A 16,520-nucleotide genomic window follows, 5' to 3' on the forward strand; every position below is an offset into this window, starting at 1 on the left:
GCTTTCACTGGCGGCATGATTCGAATTCCAGCGTCCGCACGGACGGTACGGACAACGCGCCGCGGGGTTCGAGGGCTGATCTTCGTCGGTCTGATCGCCGGCGTCGTCGCGGTGATCGCCGCGGCAGTCCTCGTCCGCCAGGCGCCGACATCGTCTTCAAGGTCGTCCTTCACCACGCCTTCTCTGTCTTCTCCCTCTTCCTCGGCTTCCCCGGCTTCCCCGGTCTCTCCGTCACGTATCCCTCCGGGCGGCGCGACCGTTTTCGACGACTCGATTCCCGCCGTGGCCAAACTCGATCCGGAACTGCGCAAGGCGCTCCGGCATGCGGCTACAGCGGCTGCCGCGGACAACGGCGTCGAATTCCGTGTCAACAGCGGATGGCGTTCCGCGGAACACCAGAATCGGCTTCTCCGTGAAGCGGTCGAGAAATACGGGTCCGAAAGCGAGGCCGCCCGCTGGGTGGCCACCGCGGAGACGTCCCCGCACGTGGCGGGGGATGCGGTCGACCTCGGGGGATCCAGGGCGACGGCGTGGCTCTCCGGGCACGGCGCCGCGTACGGGCTGTGCCAGATCTACCGCAACGAACCCTGGCACTACGAACTGCGCGCGGACGCGGCGGACCGCGGCTGCCCACGGATGTACGCCGACCCCACGCAGGACCCCAGGATGCGGCGGCAGCGGTGAGCAACGACGAACGAGGACAGACGATGACGCGGGTCGACACGGCGGAGCGCGCGCGGGGCGGCCGAGCACCGGAGCGGGGCACGGACACGCGTGGGACCCCGCGCCCACGCCTCCATCGGTCAATACGTTCCCTGCGCGGGTCCGGTCCCTGGAAGCGCGGCCTCGTGTCCGCGGCACTCGCGCTCGCGCTGGGCCTGCTCATGCTGCTGCACGGACGGATCACCGACCGAGGCGGCATCGGCAGCCTGGTGGAGACGTTCCTGCCGTGGTTCGGCCTGGGCGTGCCCGTGCTGCTCTGCGTCGCGCTCTGGCGCCGCTCCGCGTCCGCGACGATCGCGCTGGTGCTCCCGGTCGCCGCGTGGCTGAGCCTCTTCGGCGGGCTGCTCGGCGACAGGGCGCAGTCGGGCGGCGACCTCACCCTGGTCAGCCACAACGTCGCGGCCGAGAACACCGACCCGGTCGGCACCGCCCGCGCCCTGATCGGCTCCGGTGCTGACGTGCTCGCGCTGGAGGAGATCAGCGAGGGGGCCAGGGGGACGTACGAGAAGGAACTGGCGCGGGCGTACCCGCACCACACCGTGCAGGGCACGGTCGGACTGTGGAGCAAGCTGCCGCTCTCCCGCACCCGGCCCGTCGACACCGAGCAGGACGTCGGGCCTCTCGGCGACAGCAAGCCGGCGTCGGCCAAGCTGGTCGACAACAGGGCGCTGCGCACCACGGTGGCGACGGACCAGGGCCCGCTCGCCGTGTACGTGGCCCACCTCGGATCCGTACGGGTGACGTCGGACGGAGGCTTCGGCACGGCCACCCGGGACAGGAACGCCCGGGCACTCACCCGGGCGCTCGCCGCCGAGCGGAACGAACGCGTGGTCCTGCTCGGCGACCTGAACGGCACCGTGGACGACCGCGCCCTCGACGGCCTCACCGCACAGCTGCACTCGGCCCACGACGAGGCGGGCAGCGGGTTCGGGTTCAGCTGGCCCGCGAAGTTCCCCGTGGCGCGGATCGACCAGATCCTGGTCCGCGGGGTGGAGGCGAAGCGTGCGTGGGTGATGCCCGAGACGGGCAGCGATCACCTGCCGGTGGGAACCGCGATCAGCTGGTGACCCGGCCCCGCGCCAGCTGGTGACCCGGCCCCGCGCCCGTACGCACCGCTGTGGCCGGAATCCAACCTTGACCGTGTTCAGCCGAAGTCTATGGTCTGGACTAATCGGCAGCCGTGGACCCCTCGCCCCAGGAGTACGCATGGACAAGAAGCGGAAGATCGCCGCAGCGATAGGCGCCGGGATGGCGCCCGTGCTCGCCCTGACGTTGCCGACCGGCTCGGCCAGCGCGCACGGTTACGTGAACGCGCCGGCGAGCCGGCAGGCGCAGTGTGCCGCGCGGACCATCGCGTGCGGCGAGATCAAGTACGAACCGCAGAGCGTCGAGGGACCCAAGGGCCTGCGCAGCTGTAGCGGCGGCAACGCGCGGTTCGCCGAGCTGGACAACGACAGCAAGGGCTGGAAGGTCAGCGACGTCAGCAGGACGCAGACCTTCACCTGGACGTTCACCGCGCGGCACCGCACCCTGAACTACGAGTACTTCGTCGACGGCACGAAGGTCGCGACCGTCGACGGCCACAACCAGCAGCCGCCGGCGACGGTCTCGCACCAGGTCAACCTCGGCAACTTCACCGGCAGGCACAAGGTCCTCGCGGTGTGGAACATCGGGGACACGTCCAACGCCTTCTACGCGTGCATCGACGTCAACATCCGCTGAGGAACCCGTAGGTCGGACCGTGCTGAGCAGATCGTGCTGATCAGACCGTGCTGAGCGGATGTGCGGCCGTCGCCGAGCGCGGCGGCCAGGCGCGGGGGGCCAGGATGCCGAGGACGTAGGCGCGGGCGACCAGAGCGGGGCGGGTCGCCGCGCCCAAGAGGTGCCGCAGGCGGCTCAGGTGGTAGTCGACCGTCTGCCGCGACAGGTGCAGCGACGTGGCGATGTCGCCGTTGCTGCTGCCCTCCGCGAGCAGCGACAGGATGCGGATCTGCGCGGCGGTCAGCGCCGGATGCGCCTCGTGGGCCAGGCTCTGATGCGTGACCACGGCCCACACGTGCCGCGCCCGCGACGCCGAGTGGCCGATCGACGTGAGGTGCAGCTGCGCGCGGCGCTGCAGACCGTGCGCGTCCACGAGTACCGCGGACGTCTCCACCCGTCTCGTGCGGCGGGATATCAGGCCGTTCCAGCGGCGGTGCAGCCGGTCGAGGTCGGGCTCCGGTGCCAGAAGCGTGTGCGCGCGGCGGCCCACCAGGTCGTGCGGGCTGACCTGGAACAGTTCGGCCGCCGCCGCGCTCGCCTCGACCACCCGCCCGTTCGCGGAGAGCAGCGCGCAGGGCAGACCGCTGTGGTCGCGCAGGGCCTGCAGATTCTCCTCGGCCTCCTGCCACTGGACCGTGGCGCGCAGGTGGTCGGTAACGTCCACGTAGATCCCCGCGACACAGGTCCGCGCGTTCTCCCGTACGGGGAAGCGGTGGCCCACCGCCCGGCCCGCGCTGCCGTCGGGGCGCCGGTAGCCGAGGGTGTGGCGCACCGGTGTGCCCCGGCTGAGGATCTCCTGGTCGAGGGCGCGGAACTGCTCGGCCTCTGCGGGTTCGTCGAGGTCCTCGATGTACTTGCCGATCACGTGGTCCGGGACCGTGCCGTAGAGGTGCGCGTACGCGTGGTTGGCCCACAGGTAGCGGCCGTCGCTGTCCCGTATGAACGCGGCGGCGGGGGCGAGGTCGACGAGGTCCGCGAAGGCCGCGTATCTGCCGGGCGTACCGGTCCTGCTCAGTGCCTTGAAGGTGGAATCGTCCACAGCGGTCTCCGTCCGTATACGACTGGCTGACGCTCAGTCACACGGCACTGGCTATCCCGCCCCCAGCTCCCACATGCCCCCCTTCTCGGCCGAACTGCCGCAGGCGGGACTCAGGCATTTGCCTGAGTCCCCGGTGCCCACTGGGGCGTTACGGACATCCCGGGTTTGGTCCCCTTGAGTGAGCGGGTGAACACGCCCCGCCACTCGGAGACTCATGCCAACCCGTATCAACACGACGAATGGAGACGAATTTCCGTGAGCAAGGTGCTGTTAGTGCATGCCAAGGGTGGTCCGCCGCTCGGTCACGTCCTCTCCCGGACGGCCGCGAGGGCGGAAGTGCACCTGCTGGCGCTCAGCGCTCTGCCTCCCGCCGTGGCGGGGCCCGCCCGGAGACTGTGCGCGTCGGTCGTCACGCCCGACGGCACGCACCGCTCCGACCTGGTGTCCCTCATCGCCGAGCGGGCCGAGGCCGTCGGCGCGGACGCGGTGCTCACCTTCTCCGAATACGCGGTCGTGGCCGTCGCGGAGGCCTGCGAGGCGCTCGGCCTCGCGGGGGCCGGCGCCGCCGCCGCGCTCGCCCGCGACAAGCGGCTGATGCGGCGCACCTGGCAGCAACACGGGTTGCCGCAGCCCGAGTTCCGCCCCGTCGGCACCGAAGCGGACCTGCGTGCGGCGGCCCGCGAACTGCCGGGGCCGCTGCTCCTCAAGGCGGCCTGGAGCGCCGGATCCACCGCGCACCAGATCATCCGCGACCCGCGCGAGGTCCCGGCCGCCTGGGCCCGCTCCCGCGAAGTGATGGCCGAGTCCGCCCAGTTGGGCTTCGCCGAACTGCATGTCGCGGAGGCCGACGCGGACTTCGTCGTCGAGCAGATCGTCACCGGCACCGCGTCGGACTGGTTCGACGAGCCCGGCTGGGGCGACTACGTGAGCGTCGAGGGCGTCGTCGCGGACGGCACCTTCCACCCGGTCTGCATCAGCGGCCGCATGCCGACCGTCGAACCGTTCACCGAACGCGCCAGCATCACCCCCGCCCTCCTGGCCCAGGACGCCCAGGACCGGATCGTGGACCTGGCCCGGCGCGCCGTCGACGCACTCGGTCTGCGCGACTGCGGCACGCACACGGAGATCAAGCTGGGCGCCGACGGCCGCATGTGGCTGATCGAGACGGCCGCACGGTTCGGCGGCGCGATGACCGTGCCGCAGATCGAGGAGGTCTTCGGCCTCGACCTCGTCGGCATGCTCGTCGACCACCTCGTGGGACGCCGCGTGGAGTGGCCCGCGCAGGCCCTCACCCCGGAGCGGGCGCGCGGCGCGGCGGGCTCCCTCGTCGTCCTCGCCGTCGACGGAGAAGGGGAGGCCTGGCGCGGACGCAAGGTCTGGGACTTCCCCTCCGTGACCGCGGACGTGCCCCTGAGCCGCGGCAGCGAGCTGTCGGTGGTTCCGGAGAGCTCCCTCGCCGACGGCAGCGTCGTGCCGGTGTACGACCCGGCCGCGGGCGCCAACACCATGGCCGCCCTGTGCCTGCTCTCCGCCACCACCCCGCGGACCGTGCTCCGCGACTTCGAGACCCTGGTCGACGCCCTGCCCCAGGTGCTGCCCGCCGCCCGTCCCGAGGAGGTCCCGGCATGACCGCCCAACTGCTCACAGGACCCGCCGAACCGGCCACGGACCGCACGGTCGTCGGCGAGAACCTCTCCCTGCCGCTCTTCCGCACCCTCTCCGGGGTCCTGGCCGGACACCCGTACCTGAAAGTCGTCGTCGACCGCGCCGAGAACACCTGGCACCTCCTCGACACCGCCGCGCACCCCTTCCACGTCGACTACATCGCCACCCGCATCCTCGGCATGGACCTCACCGCGCTCGACGCGGACCTCGACGCGTTCAACGCCTCCGTCTACATGGACCCGGACCGCCGCTTCCTGCTCGGCGTGCTCTCCCTGCACACCGACGAGGACCCCGAGGGGCGCGAGCGCACCTTCCTCGTCCTGGAGACGACCGAAGCCGACACCATGCACGGCGAACTGCTCGCCTCCTTCTACGAGTTCGTGCGCACCCGGGTCGACGGCAGGCTGCCGCTGCTCCTGAAGCCCGCCAACCACGGGCAGGAGGAGGCGCTCGCCGCGATCAGCGAGCAGAGCGTGCCGCGCATCCTCAGCCACGAGCTCTTCGGCACCCGCGCCCGCACCCCGCTCAACCCCGGCGAGGCCACCGGACGGCTGCGGTTCTTCCGTACGCACGACGCGTACACCGCGGCGGCGGGCGAACTCGGCTGGGCGGACATCGTGGCCATGCCCTGCCTGCCCGACGACGTGCCCCGCGTGGCGGGATTCCTCAACACCGCGCCGATCACCCCGCTGTCCCACACCAACGTCCTCGCCTCCGGATGGGGCATACCCAACGCGATCGTCCGCGACCTGGAACAGCTCGTCGAGAAGGACGGCCTGGACGGCGCGTGGGTCCGCTACCGGGTCCGCGAGGACGAGATATCCCTCGAACGGCTCGACCGGGCACCGGACCTGCAGGCCCCCGCCTGGCACCAGCAGCGCATCCGCCTCGAACCGCCGCTCCTCGAAGACGCTCCCGTCCTCGCCCTGCACCGGCTGCGCAGCACCGACCGCGACCGCTACGGAACGAAGGCCGCCAACCTCGGCGAGCTGCACCACGTGCTCGACAGCCGCACCGCCGACCTCACCGCGTTCTACGGCCGACCGCGCCCCCCGCGCGAGAACCTCTACGGGCACCTCGCCGCACGCCTCGGCCTCAGCGCCTTCCACACGGGCGCCCCCACCGACGGCGAACTGCGGGCGGCGGCGGCCCAGTTCGTGGCCTCATCGGTCAGCGCCCCGAACGGCGTCGCGCTGCCCTTCGCGCTCCAACAGCACTTCCTTGCCTCGTCCACCGTCCTGCAACAGGGCATCGGCAAGCTGAAGATGGCACTCGAACTCGACGCCACCGACGTCCTGGACTCGCTCTGCCTGCAACTCCAGCACCTGATCCGGCAGACCCCCGTCCCCGAATCGGTCACCCGGCAGATCAGCCAGGCGTTCCCCGCCGACTCCGGAGGCCGCCTCGTGGTGCGCTCCTCGTCCAACGCCGAGGACCTGCCGGGCTTCTCCGCCGCCGGCGTCTACGACTCCGTCACCACCGTCCACGGCACCGGTGAACTCCTGGACGCCGTACGCCAGGTGTGGGCATCGCTGCTCTCGCCCCGCAGCGTGCGCCTGCGCCACGACGTCGGCATCTCGCTGGACGACACGTACATGGGCGTCATCATCCAGGAGTACGTCCCCGCCTCGCTCGGCGGCGTCCTGGTGACCTGCAACCCGACCCGCCGCGAGGACTTCCGCAACGTCTACCTCAACTGTTCCCCCGGCTCCCCGGAGCAGGTCGTCGAGGGCTCGGTCCTGCCGCAGCAGTACCTGTACAACACCGTGGAGGGCGGCGGCCGCACCGTCGCCCTCGGCTCCTGGGGCGACGGGCTCTCCGCCGCCACCCGCGCCCGGCTCGCCGACCTGTCCCTGACCGGGCGGCTCCTGCAGTCCCACTTCAGCGCGGACGACGTGGACAGGCCGCTGGACATCGAGTGGCTGATGACCGACCGGGGCGACTTCCGGCTGGTCCAGATCCGCCCCTACGCGCTGTGAGGGCGGCGTCGGGACAGCAGGCGACCACCGGCCTCACGGACACCGCCCGCCGCATCATCCGCCTCAACTACGGCTTCCAGCTGCTGTTCAACCTGCTGTGGTGGATGCCGGTCTTCTACGCCTACCAGAAGGCCGCCGGGCTCTCCGACGGACAGATCTTCGGCATCCAGAGCATCTACTACGTCGCCTTCTGCCTGTTCGAAATCCCCACCGGGCTCATCGCCGACCGGATCGGCACCCGCAACTGCCTGCGCGCCGGAGCCGTGGTCATGACGGCGGCGAACCTGGCTCCGGTGGTCAGCGCCTCGTACACCGGATTCCTCGTCCACTTCCTCGCGATCGCCGCGGGCCGTTCCCTCACTTCGGGAGCGGCGAGCGCCTACCTGTACGACGGGCTGCGTGCCGAGAAGTGCGACGACCACTACCTGAAGGCGGAGGGCACCGCCCGTGCGCTCGGCCTCGTGGCGAAGGTCGTGTGCTGGCCGCTGGTCGGGCCGCTGATGGCCGTGGCGCACCCCACGCCGTACGTGCTCAGCGCCGCCAGCGCCGCGGGCTCCGTCGTCTGCGCCGTCGCACTGCCCCGCATCGCGGGCGCGGACGGCCGTACGGAAAAGGGGGACGCAGGGCGCCGGGGCGGCGCGTTCCTGCGGGACGCGGGCACCGCGCTGCGCTGCGTCGCCTCCTCGCGGTGGCTGGCCCTGGTGATGGTGCAGGGCGTGGCGATCTTCACGCTCTCGCGGATCTGCCAGGTCAACCTCTTCCAGCCGATCCTGCTCGACCACGGCATCGCGGAAGCCTCGCACGGCGGTGTGATGGCGGCGATGACCGTGGCGGAGGCGGTGGCCTCGGCGCGGCCGCAGTGGCTGAGCCGTCGCCTGCCACCGGTCGCCTGGGTGTCGATCCTCAGCCTCGCGCTCGCGGGCAGCCTGGCGGCCATGACGTTCGGCGGGCCGTGGGCGGTCGTCGTGCTGCTCTGCGTGTTCGCCGCCGCGACCGGCTTCGCGTACCCCATCCAGCGCAAGCTGGTGAACGACGCGGTGCCCGCGGACGCCCCGCGCGCCACGCTGCTCTCCGTCGAGAGCATCGTGGACCGCGCGGTGTGCGCACTGGCCGCGATCGCCGCTGGCGCCTATCTCGCCGCCGGACGCCTGGACGCCCTGCTGTGGCACAGCGCGATCGCCACGGCGGTGCTCCTCGGCATCTTCCAACTGCTGCTGCGCAGCGGGATGGTCAGGCGGGAGCCCGGCGGCCGAGCAGCTCCACCAGACCCACCGGCAGGAACGCCGGTCGGTGCGGGCGGCCGACCTGGTACGGAACGAATCCGAGCGAGGAGGCCACGGTGACCTCCTCGGCGGTCTCCGCCTGATAGACGACCCGGCAGTGGCCGGAGCCGGCCTTCGCCCGTTGCCAGAGGGTGGGGGCCGGTTTGCGCTCCGCCTCGGTGCGCGGGGTGAGGACGCGGTCGCCGAAGTCGTGCCACGCGAAGGGCGCCGACCCCTTCCAGGTGGCGTCGACCTCCTGCCGCAGCCGCGCGGCCCGCTCGGCGTCGGTCGAGCCCCACGAGGACGGCACGTTGGTGATCAGGCCGACGGGGATGCCGCGAGCGCGCAGGGCGCGCAGATAGGCGGCGGCGCCGGGCCGATAGGTGATGCTGCCGTCGTCGGCGGTGTGGACGAGCGTCTCGCCCAGGTCGAAGTAGACGACGGGGCAGGCGCGTTGGCGTGCGGTGGTCGCCGTGGCCGTGCCGTCGCCCGCGTCCCTCGGCGTTGTCGCGCTCGCCGAGGGGCCGAGCGCGGTCGAGACCAACGCGGCGCTCAGCGCGAGGATCGCCCACGCGGAGCCCTTGGAGACGGAACTGTTCATGCGTCGTCGCCCTTTCCTAGGCCGGACCGGTCCTCCCGTACCCGCACCGGTCCACCACGCCCTACCCCCGCACACCACGTGTCACTCCCGTCCCGCGCGGTCGCGGTCGGGGATGCTGAGCGCCGTGGAAGGACACAGCGTCAGGAGTCAGGACACATCGGAGGCGGACCTCGCCGACCCGGCGGACCCTGCCGGCGCCGCCCTCGCCGTCTGGCTCACCGGCCGCTCGCGGGGCGGAGCCGGACGGGCAGCGAGTCGTGGCCGTTGCTGAGCAGTGAGCCGAGTGGCTTCAACTCGGCGGCGGGCACCGCGAGTTCGAGATGGGGGAAGCGCTCGAAGAGCAGGCTCAGGGCCGTGCTGATCTCCAGCCGGGCGAGGGGTGCGCCCAGGCAGAAGTGGACGCCGTGGCCGAACGCGAGGTGCTCCTTGACCGTGCGCGTGACGTCGAAGTCGTCGGCGCTCTCACCGTGCCAGTCGGGGTGGCGGTTCGCGGCCGCGTAGGACGCGAGTATCGCCTCCCCCTTGGCTATGGTCTGCCCGTCGGCCAGGGGTATGTCGGTCACCGCGAACCGCAGGGGCAGGTGCCTGACCGCCGGTTCGAAGCGCAGGGTCTCCTCGACGGCGTCGCTCCAGTCGACCTCGCCCGACCGCAGCAGCGCGAGCTGGTCGGGGTGGGTGAGCAGCTGCGTGATCGCCTGGTCGATGACGTTGACCGTGGTCTCGTACCCGGCGCTGATCATCAGCAGCAGGGTGTCGCGCAGCTCGTCCTCCGACAGGCCGCCGTCCTCCTCCTCGTCGCGCGAGGTGATCAGCAGGGAGGTCATGTCGTCGCCGGGCTCGGCGCGCTTGGCGGCGATGAGCCGATGCAGCGCCTCGTACAGCGCCCTGGTGTTGGCCTCGGACTGCTCGGCGGTCAGGGTGGTGTCGAAGACACCGTCGACGACCCGGCGGAAGGCGTCCTGCTGCTCGGCCGGTACGCCCATGAGCCGGCTGATGACCGCTATGGGCAGCGGGTACGCGAGCTGCTCGCGCAGGTCGACGGTCTCACCGGGCGGCAGCGCGTCGAGACGGTCGAGGATGCCGGTGACGACCTCGTCTATGTTCTCCTTCAGCGCGGTGATGCGGCGGGCGCTGAAGGCGGGCGCGACCATGCGCCGCAGGCGACGGTGGTCGGCTCCGTAGGCCGTGAACATGTTCTCCACCGCCACCCACAGGGCGAGCGGCCACCGTTGGATCGTCTCGCCGTACTCGGGCCAGTGGGCGCGGGCGTCCTTGGAGACGTTCGGACTGGTGAGCAGCTCCTTGAGGAGCGCGGGGTCGGCGACGGACCAGGCGGTCACGCCCAGGATGTCGACACGGACCGCCTGGCCGTGCGCCCGCAACGCGCGGTGCTCGTCGTGGGCGCGGGCTCCGGTGGGGTCGAGGACGATCGGCTGCGTGGGCACGGCCATGGTGGTGGTCCCTTCAGACGGATGAGGCGGTGGGGAACGTGACGGGCAGTGCGGCCAGCGCCCGGTGGAAGGGTCCGGGACGGCGGACCAGGTTCTCCGGGGCGGTGGCGAGGTCCATCTCGGGCAGCGCGTCGAGCAGGTGCGTGATGGCCGTCTCGGCGATGAGGTAGGCGTGCGGACGCGCCGGGCAGGCGTGCGGCCCGGTGCTCCAGGACAGGTGCGCGCGGTTGCTCGCGGTGTGCTGGTCGCCGAGTGCGGGATCGTTGTTGCAGGCGGCCATCGAGATGACGACCGGCTGGTGCGCGGGCAGCAGGAACCCGTCGACGTCGACGGGGTGCGGCGGATAGCTGATGCAGTAGTTCGCAAGCGGCGGGTCGGTGTACAGCACCGTGTCGAGCGCCTCGCGGACGGAGGAGCCGCCCGCGTGCAGGTCGCCGGAGAACTGGTCGTCCGTGAGGACCTTCAGGACGGTGTTGGCGATCAGGTTGGTCAGGGGCTCGATCCCGGCGCCGTACAACGTGACGAGCTGGTGGGCCATCTCGACGTCGTCGAGCGCCGCCTCGTGCGCGAGGAGCCGCGAGGTGATGTCGTCGCCGGGCTGCTGGTGGCGCAGCGCCACCAGGTCGGCGACCGCCTGGGAGAGGATCTGGTTGCCGCTCGCGGCGTCCACGCCCTCGAAGATCTTCGCCATGCCGTCGGCGATGCGGCGGCCCATCTCGTCCGGGCAGCCGAGCAGGGCGCTCAGGACGCGGAAGGCGATGGGCCAGGCGTACTGGGTCAGCAGGTCGGCGCCTTCGGCGTCCCGGAACTCGGCGATCGTCGCGTCGGCGACCTTCTCGACGACGGTACGCAGCTCGTGCTGGTCGACGGCGTTGATCGCGGCACTGTTCGCCGACCGGTAGCGGGTGTGCGCGGGACCCGCCGAGCGCAGCGCGTTGGGGCGGTGCTCCATCATCGGGCGGACCGGGCAGGTCTCCGGGACGGACTGCTCCCACACCCGCGGATCGGCGGGGAACCGCAGGGGATCGTTGAGGATCCGCCGGGCCTGCGCGTAGCCGATGACGAGGGTCGCGGGGACGCCGGGAACGAGGTCCACCGGCACGAACGGCCCGAACTCGGCCCGCATGCGCGCGTACGCGGCGTGCGGATCGGCCGCGAACTCGGCCTCGTGCAGGGCGATCCGGCGCTCGGGCGCCACATCGATCGTGGTCGGGGTGGTCACGGGCGGGGCTCCAAAACGGGTGCGTGCAACTCGGTCAGGTACTCGCAGAGGGTGATCAGGGCCAGGACGCTGGACGTGCCGTCCCGCGCGTCACACGTCGTCAGCGGCGTGTGCGGGTCCAGGTCGAGGGCCTGCCGGATCTCGTCCAGGTCGTAGCGTGGCGCGTCGTCGAACAGGTTGATCGCCACCGCGTACGGCGTGCCCTGCTCCTCGTGCAGGGCGAGGATCTCGAAGGACGCCTCCAGGTTGCGGGTGTCGACCAGGACCAGCGCGCCGAGGGCGCCCTCGGTCAGCCCCGCCCACATGGGGCGGAAGCGGCCCTGGCCGGGTGTGCCGAACAGGTAGAGGACCAGGGCGTCGCTGAGGTGCAGCCGCCCGAAGTCCATGCCGACCGTCGTGGTCGTCTTGCGCGGGGTGCGCGCCAGATCGTCGACTCCCTCGCTGGCCTGCGTGATCCGCTCCTCCATGCGCAGCGGCGGGATCTGGGAGACGCTGCCCACGAATGTCGTCTTGCCGACGGCGAAACTCCCCGAGATCACGATCTTCGCGGACCGGGTCACGCCGGGTGGCACATAGATGAGGCCGTCAGACGAGGGCGCGGAGACCACGCAGTACCTCCTGGAGCAGATCGGTTTGTGGTTGGTCCTCACCCGCGTCGACGGGGCGGGCCAACAGGCCCTCGTCGATGAGGGAGGAGACGAGGATGCGGACCGTGGAGGGAGGGAACTCCAGGGCCGCCGCGATGTCCGCGACCGCGAGGCCCCCGCCCATGGACCGGTCGAAGAGGCCCATGACCCGCCGGGCGTCCGCGCCCAGGCCCTCGGCCGAGCCGCTCGCGGCGATCACCACGGTCTCCAGGCGCACATCCGGATCGGCGCGGACCCGTCCGTCGGTACGGACGTAGGGCCTGACCAGGTCCGGGTCCCGCCGCGGGCCGCTCACGTCGTCGGCAGGCCGAGCTCGGAAGGCTGCCGCGGCGCGACCTTCATCTCGTGGCCCACCCGCTGGGCCAGCTCCAGCATGTGATGGGTGATCAGGCCGATGTCGGCGTCGGGCCCCGTGGTCTGCACCGACAGCATCGTGTTGCCGCCCGCCTGGGTGATCAGCCCCACGTGGTTGGTGAGCTCGATCAGGGCCTGCCGGGTGCCCCCGCCGCCGGTCTCCTCGTCGTAGGCGAGGGCGGCGGCGCGGACGGCCGCGGTGATCGCGGCGAACTTCTCCGCCTCGTCCTGCCCGATCCCGGCCGTGCGGGAGTGCAGCAGACCGTCGGAGCTCATCAGCACCGCGTGCCGGACGCCTTCGATGGACCCCAAAGCGCGGTCCAGCAGCCAGCCAAGTTCGTTGCCGGTGGTCACGGTCATGCTCCTTCGTGCGAGGTGGTCGGGTCTTCGGTGCGCGCGCTGCGTGTCCCCTTCGCCCAGGCCGCGGCGATGGACGGGCGTCCCGGCGCCGCCGCCCCGCCGTCGGACGCCGCGGGACGCGGGCTCGCGGCGGGGCTCCTGCGCGACCGGACGGCCAGACCGCTGGCGGTGGTGCGCTTCGCGGGCGCCGGTGCGGGCGCCTGTGCGGCAGCGGGTGCTGCCGGGGCCGGACGCGCGGGGGCCGGCTCGGCGGCCGCGGGCCTGGGGGCGGCGGCGGGCGGGGCGGACGCGGTCAACAGGCTCTTGGGGATGAACATGTACACACGCGTGCCGCCGAAGGGGTTCGGTGCCTCCAGGTCGATACGGAACCCGTAGTCACCGGCGAGCGCGGCGGCCGCCCGCAGACCGGTCTGCGGGTGCGCGCCGAGCTGGTTGATGTCGTCGCGCCGGACACCCGTCAGGATCTCCCTGGCCCACGTCAACTGCTCCTCGTTCATGCGCAGACCGGCGTCGTCGACGATGACCGACACCCCGTGGTGCCCCTCCTGGAAGGCGACGTGCACCTTGGCCGACGAAGGGGAGTAGCGCACCGCGTTGTCCAGGAGCACCGCCAGCGCGTGCACGATCGGCCCGACCGCCCGGCTGGTCACCGTGACGCCGAGCTCCTGGTGCTCGACCCGCTCGTACTCCTCGATGCTGCCCATCGCGGCCCGCACCACATCGGTCATCGGCGTCGCGGGCCAGCGGCGCGACAGCTTGCCGCCGGACAGCACCACGTAGTTCTGGGCGACCAGCAGCATCTGCTGCGTGGGGTGGTCGATGCCGACGAGCGTCTCGTACGCCTCGTCGCCCTCGTGCCGCCGCACGCCCTGGCTCACGCGCTGGCTGAGCTTCGACGCCATGCCCACCATCGCGGACGAGACGGCGCGCACGGCCGCGCGGCTGGACTCCTCTGCGCTCTGGCGGGCGCGGGCGGCCTCGCTCCGCGCGCTCTCCCGCGCCTCGGTGATCTGTGAACTCGTGCTGGTCTGCGCGTCGTACTGCACCTTGCGCACCGTGTGCGCCGCCGAGTTGGCGAGTTCGGTGAGCCGCTGCGCGAGCGCGGTGTTCACCAGCGGCTCCGGCAGTTCGATGTCGACACCGTGACCGGTGCCGAGACGCTCCGCCTCGGCGCCCAGCCTGGGAATGACCCCACCGGCGAGCTGCGCCAGGACGTGCTCGGTGGCGTGCTGTCGTCTGGTGATCTCCTCGGCCTGTACGCGGAGGCGGCCGTTCTCGGCGCGTTCGCCTCGGTACCGGTCCCAGAACCGCCAGGCCGCGCCGCCGGCGGCCAAGGCCAGCACCGAGGGCACCACGGAGGTGGCCTGTATGAGGTCTGTCATCACGTCCTCAAGGTGTGAATGGGGGTGGGGCGGCCGTGGGCCGCCGGGCCGGGGACACCACTCGGCGCGCGCGGCCGGCCGGGGTGGGCCGAGCCGTCCGACGGCCGCGCTGGTACGCCGGCCGTCCCGCGCCGGAGGGCAGCCCTGTGGGGGGTGGGGGCAGGGCTCGCGCCAACTACGGAAGCCGGTGGGCGCAACGAGACCGAGGCCGGATCGGGAGTCCGACCTGAATCACCGTACTCATCAATTGCTTCCTGGCTTCCCTCGGTTGCTGCGGTCTTCCCATGGCACACGTTTTCGGCCAATTGACTGATAAAAACAGCCAGTTGGCTTCCGCTTGGCAACGATATCTTGTCGTGTCCATCGTCCGGGGTCCAGATGACCAAGGACCCGCTGGGAGCATTCGTGGTCGCGCGTCGGCCATCCGTGATCCACAGCGTCTAGGCTTCCCGGCATGGAGCAGCGCGAGATCATGCAACGAGTCGTCGGCATCCTGACGGAAGCGCTCGAGATGCGCCGACAGGCACGCGAGAACCCGGACGGCGAGATCGACAACAGCGGTGCGGTGGGCGCCATGCTCGAGGAGATGCTGCCGCCCATCGAGATCCCCGCCGACGCCACGCCCATCGAGGTGGCGGCGGTGGTGGGCCAGGAGCTGGGCCCCGTGATCGAACAGATCACGTCCGCCTTCGCCCTCTCCTTCGCACAGCTCGCCGAAGTCCACGACGAGGGGCGCACGGACGTGACGTCCGCGGACGTACTGCGGTCGATCGCACTGCACTTCGAGAACGAGGAGCACGAAGAGGGCGAGTAGGCTGCGCGTAATGTGCTGCGGCGGGCAGCACCCATTACGTGTGGAGGTCGCGTGGATACGGCGATGGTGCGGGCCTGGGTCGACGGCTGGGTCGTCTCGCGCGGGTCGGCACCCGCGGTGGAGCAGCCGTGGGGGTACACGATCGATGTCGGCCTGCCCCACCACGTGACCCGGCACGTCCTGCCCGAGGCCGACGAGACCGTCACCCGCCGTCTCGTGGAGAAGACGACGGCCCCCGGCACCTGGCTGAAAGTGTTCGAGGCCCCGGAGACCGTCGCCCCCTGGCTCACACCCGAGTGGGCCTTCGACGACCCCTGCTTCCTCATGTCGACGACCCTGCGCACCAGGGCGACGGACCTCCCGACCGGCTACCGGCTCCGCACATGGAGCCGGGGCGGCGTGACCCGCGCCCTCGTCCTGGCCGCGGACGGCTCCTTCGCCGCTCACGGCCAGGCCGCGGGACTCCCCGGCGCCGAGACCGTCGTCTTCGACCAGATAGAGACCGCGTCGGCACACCGCCGCAAGGGCCTCGGACGCACCGTCATGAACGCCCTGGCGCACGCGTCGTGCGAGACGGGCGCCCGCGGCGGGGTGCTCGGCGCGACGGTCGCGGGACGCGGCTTGTACGAGTCGCTCGGCTGGGCGGTCGAGGCACCGCTCACCGGCGTCTGCCTCAAGTCGCCCGAGACGGACTGAGGGGCACCGCTCATGGAGTTCTTCTGCTACCACCGCGACAGACCCGGCTCGCTGCCGTTGCGCGAGGAGCTGGGGGAGGAGCACTGGTCGTACATGGACCGGTATGCCGCCCAGCTGATCGCCCGCGGCCCGACCTTCGCCGACGACGGCGAGACCCCCTCCGGCAGCGTGCACATCGTCGACCTGCCGGACCCCGCCGCCGCCCGCGCGTTCGCCCACGACGAGCCCAACCAGCAGGCAGGCGTGTACCGGGACGTCCTCCTCCGCCGGTGGCGCGACATGCTCGGCCGCACCATGTGGGACTTCCCCGGCGGCCGCACCGGAGGCGACCGCCACCTCGTCCTCGGCCTGGGCCCGGACCGCCCCGACGGCCTCCCCACACCACCCGGCGACCAGGACGAGCTGATCGCGTACGGGCCCCTGCTGTCCGACGACGGCACCGCATGGCTCGGCACGGCCGTGCTGCTCCGGGCCCCGGACCCGGAGACGGCACGCGCCGTGCTGGCCCCGGACCGGTACGCCGACATCGAGGTCCACGACTGGGAGTTCGGCGGACGCCGGTGA

17 protein-coding genes are annotated in these 16,520 nt (G+C 71.8%); 9 read left to right on the top strand and 8 right to left on the bottom strand.

Annotated elements, in window-relative coordinates; all coding sequences use genetic code 11:
* Positions 1–15: 15 nt before the first annotated feature.
* The 3 genes from DEJ49_RS32440 to DEJ49_RS32450 all read left to right on the top strand — a co-directional run bounded on the left by DEJ49_RS32440 (position 16) and on the right by DEJ49_RS32450 (position 2,445).
* Entirely contained in the window at positions 16–684 is a 669-nt protein-coding gene (locus tag DEJ49_RS32440) for a M15 family metallopeptidase (RefSeq protein WP_150187405.1), read from the top strand.
* A 23-nt stretch (positions 685–707) separates the two neighbouring features.
* Positions 708–1,790 carry an endonuclease/exonuclease/phosphatase family protein gene (locus DEJ49_RS32445; protein ID WP_150188629.1) on the top strand — a complete coding sequence of 361 codons (1,083 nt, stop codon included), beginning with the start codon at positions 708–710 and terminating at the stop codon, positions 1,788–1,790.
* 139 nt (positions 1,791–1,929) lie between these two features.
* Positions 1,930–2,445: a lytic polysaccharide monooxygenase auxiliary activity family 9 protein gene (locus DEJ49_RS32450; RefSeq protein WP_150187406.1), complete on the top strand. Its 516-nt coding sequence runs from the start codon at positions 1,930–1,932 to the stop codon at positions 2,443–2,445.
* A 40-nt stretch (positions 2,446–2,485) separates the two neighbouring features.
* On the opposite strand, the gene DEJ49_RS32455 is transcribed toward DEJ49_RS32450, so the two are convergent.
* Positions 2,486–3,523, bottom strand: coding sequence for a PAS domain S-box protein (locus DEJ49_RS32455; RefSeq protein ID WP_223833076.1), 1,038 nt, complete (start codon positions 3,521–3,523; stop codon positions 2,486–2,488).
* A gap of 255 nt (positions 3,524–3,778) precedes the next feature.
* Between DEJ49_RS32455 and DEJ49_RS32460 the strand changes: the two genes are divergently transcribed.
* Genes DEJ49_RS32460 through DEJ49_RS32470 form a run of 3 tightly spaced genes read left to right on the top strand, consistent with a single transcriptional unit; the run spans position 3,779 to position 8,510 of the window.
* Positions 3,779–5,152, top strand: coding sequence for an acetyl-CoA carboxylase biotin carboxylase subunit family protein (locus DEJ49_RS32460; protein ID WP_150187407.1), 1,374 nt, complete (start codon positions 3,779–3,781; stop codon positions 5,150–5,152).
* Positions 5,149–7,167: a PEP/pyruvate-binding domain-containing protein gene (locus tag DEJ49_RS32465; protein ID WP_150187408.1), complete on the top strand. Its 2,019-nt coding sequence runs from the start codon at positions 5,149–5,151 to the stop codon at positions 7,165–7,167. The genes DEJ49_RS32460 and DEJ49_RS32465 overlap by 4 nt, the downstream gene beginning before the upstream one ends.
* Positions 7,164–8,510: an MFS transporter gene (locus DEJ49_RS32470; RefSeq protein WP_150187409.1), complete on the top strand. Its 1,347-nt coding sequence runs from the start codon at positions 7,164–7,166 to the stop codon at positions 8,508–8,510. Before DEJ49_RS32465 ends, DEJ49_RS32470 begins: the two co-directional genes overlap by 4 nt.
* Here DEJ49_RS32470 and DEJ49_RS32475 read toward each other — a convergent pair.
* From DEJ49_RS32475 to DEJ49_RS32505, 7 genes are all read right to left on the bottom strand, one after another.
* Complete coding sequence (locus tag DEJ49_RS32475; RefSeq protein WP_150187410.1) at positions 8,398–9,030, bottom strand: hypothetical protein; 633 nt, start codon at positions 9,028–9,030, stop codon at positions 8,398–8,400. The two genes, DEJ49_RS32470 and DEJ49_RS32475, sit on opposite strands and share 113 nt — an antisense overlap.
* Positions 9,031–9,245: 215 nt before the next feature.
* Positions 9,246–10,481, bottom strand: a complete 1,236-nt coding sequence (locus DEJ49_RS32480) for a cytochrome P450 family protein (RefSeq protein ID WP_150187411.1) — start codon at positions 10,479–10,481, stop codon at positions 9,246–9,248.
* 13 nt (positions 10,482–10,494) lie between these two features.
* A complete protein-coding gene (locus DEJ49_RS32485; RefSeq protein WP_150187412.1) occupies positions 10,495–11,703 on the bottom strand; it encodes a cytochrome P450 in 1,209 nt (402 codons plus the stop codon).
* Positions 11,700–12,311 (bottom strand): GTP-binding protein, encoded by a 612-nt coding sequence (locus DEJ49_RS32490; protein WP_150174892.1) that lies wholly within the window; start codon positions 12,309–12,311, stop codon positions 11,700–11,702. Before DEJ49_RS32490 ends, DEJ49_RS32485 begins: the two co-directional genes overlap by 4 nt.
* A complete protein-coding gene (locus tag DEJ49_RS32495; RefSeq protein WP_150187413.1) occupies positions 12,289–12,645 on the bottom strand; it encodes a DUF742 domain-containing protein in 357 nt (118 codons plus the stop codon). Before DEJ49_RS32495 ends, DEJ49_RS32490 begins: the two co-directional genes overlap by 23 nt.
* On the bottom strand, positions 12,642–13,064 hold the full coding sequence (locus DEJ49_RS32500; RefSeq protein ID WP_150187414.1) for a roadblock/LC7 domain-containing protein: 423 nt from the start codon (positions 13,062–13,064) through the stop codon (positions 12,642–12,644). Before DEJ49_RS32500 ends, DEJ49_RS32495 begins: the two co-directional genes overlap by 4 nt.
* The gene (locus DEJ49_RS32505) at positions 13,061–14,446 is read right to left on the bottom strand and encodes an ATP-binding protein (protein WP_150187415.1); all 1,386 of its coding nucleotides are present in this window, start codon (positions 14,444–14,446) and stop codon (positions 13,061–13,063) included. Before DEJ49_RS32505 ends, DEJ49_RS32500 begins: the two co-directional genes overlap by 4 nt.
* 454 nt (positions 14,447–14,900) lie before the next feature.
* Between DEJ49_RS32505 and DEJ49_RS32510 the strand changes: the two genes are divergently transcribed.
* Genes DEJ49_RS32510 through DEJ49_RS32520 form a run of 3 tightly spaced genes read left to right on the top strand, consistent with a single transcriptional unit; the run spans position 14,901 to position 16,520 of the window.
* Positions 14,901–15,260, top strand: a complete 360-nt coding sequence (locus DEJ49_RS32510) for a hypothetical protein (RefSeq protein WP_150174904.1) — start codon at positions 14,901–14,903, stop codon at positions 15,258–15,260.
* A gap of 51 nt (positions 15,261–15,311) precedes the next feature.
* Positions 15,312–15,956 (top strand): GNAT family N-acetyltransferase, encoded by a 645-nt coding sequence (locus DEJ49_RS32515; protein WP_223833077.1) that lies wholly within the window; start codon positions 15,312–15,314, stop codon positions 15,954–15,956.
* Between the two features lie 12 nt (positions 15,957–15,968).
* Positions 15,969–16,520, top strand: coding sequence for a YciI family protein (locus DEJ49_RS32520; protein ID WP_150187416.1), 552 nt, complete (start codon positions 15,969–15,971; stop codon positions 16,518–16,520).

Origin of the sequence: Streptomyces venezuelae (assembly GCF_008642335.1) — a bacterium.
GTDB lineage: Bacteria > Actinomycetota > Actinomycetes > Streptomycetales > Streptomycetaceae > Streptomyces > Streptomyces venezuelae_F.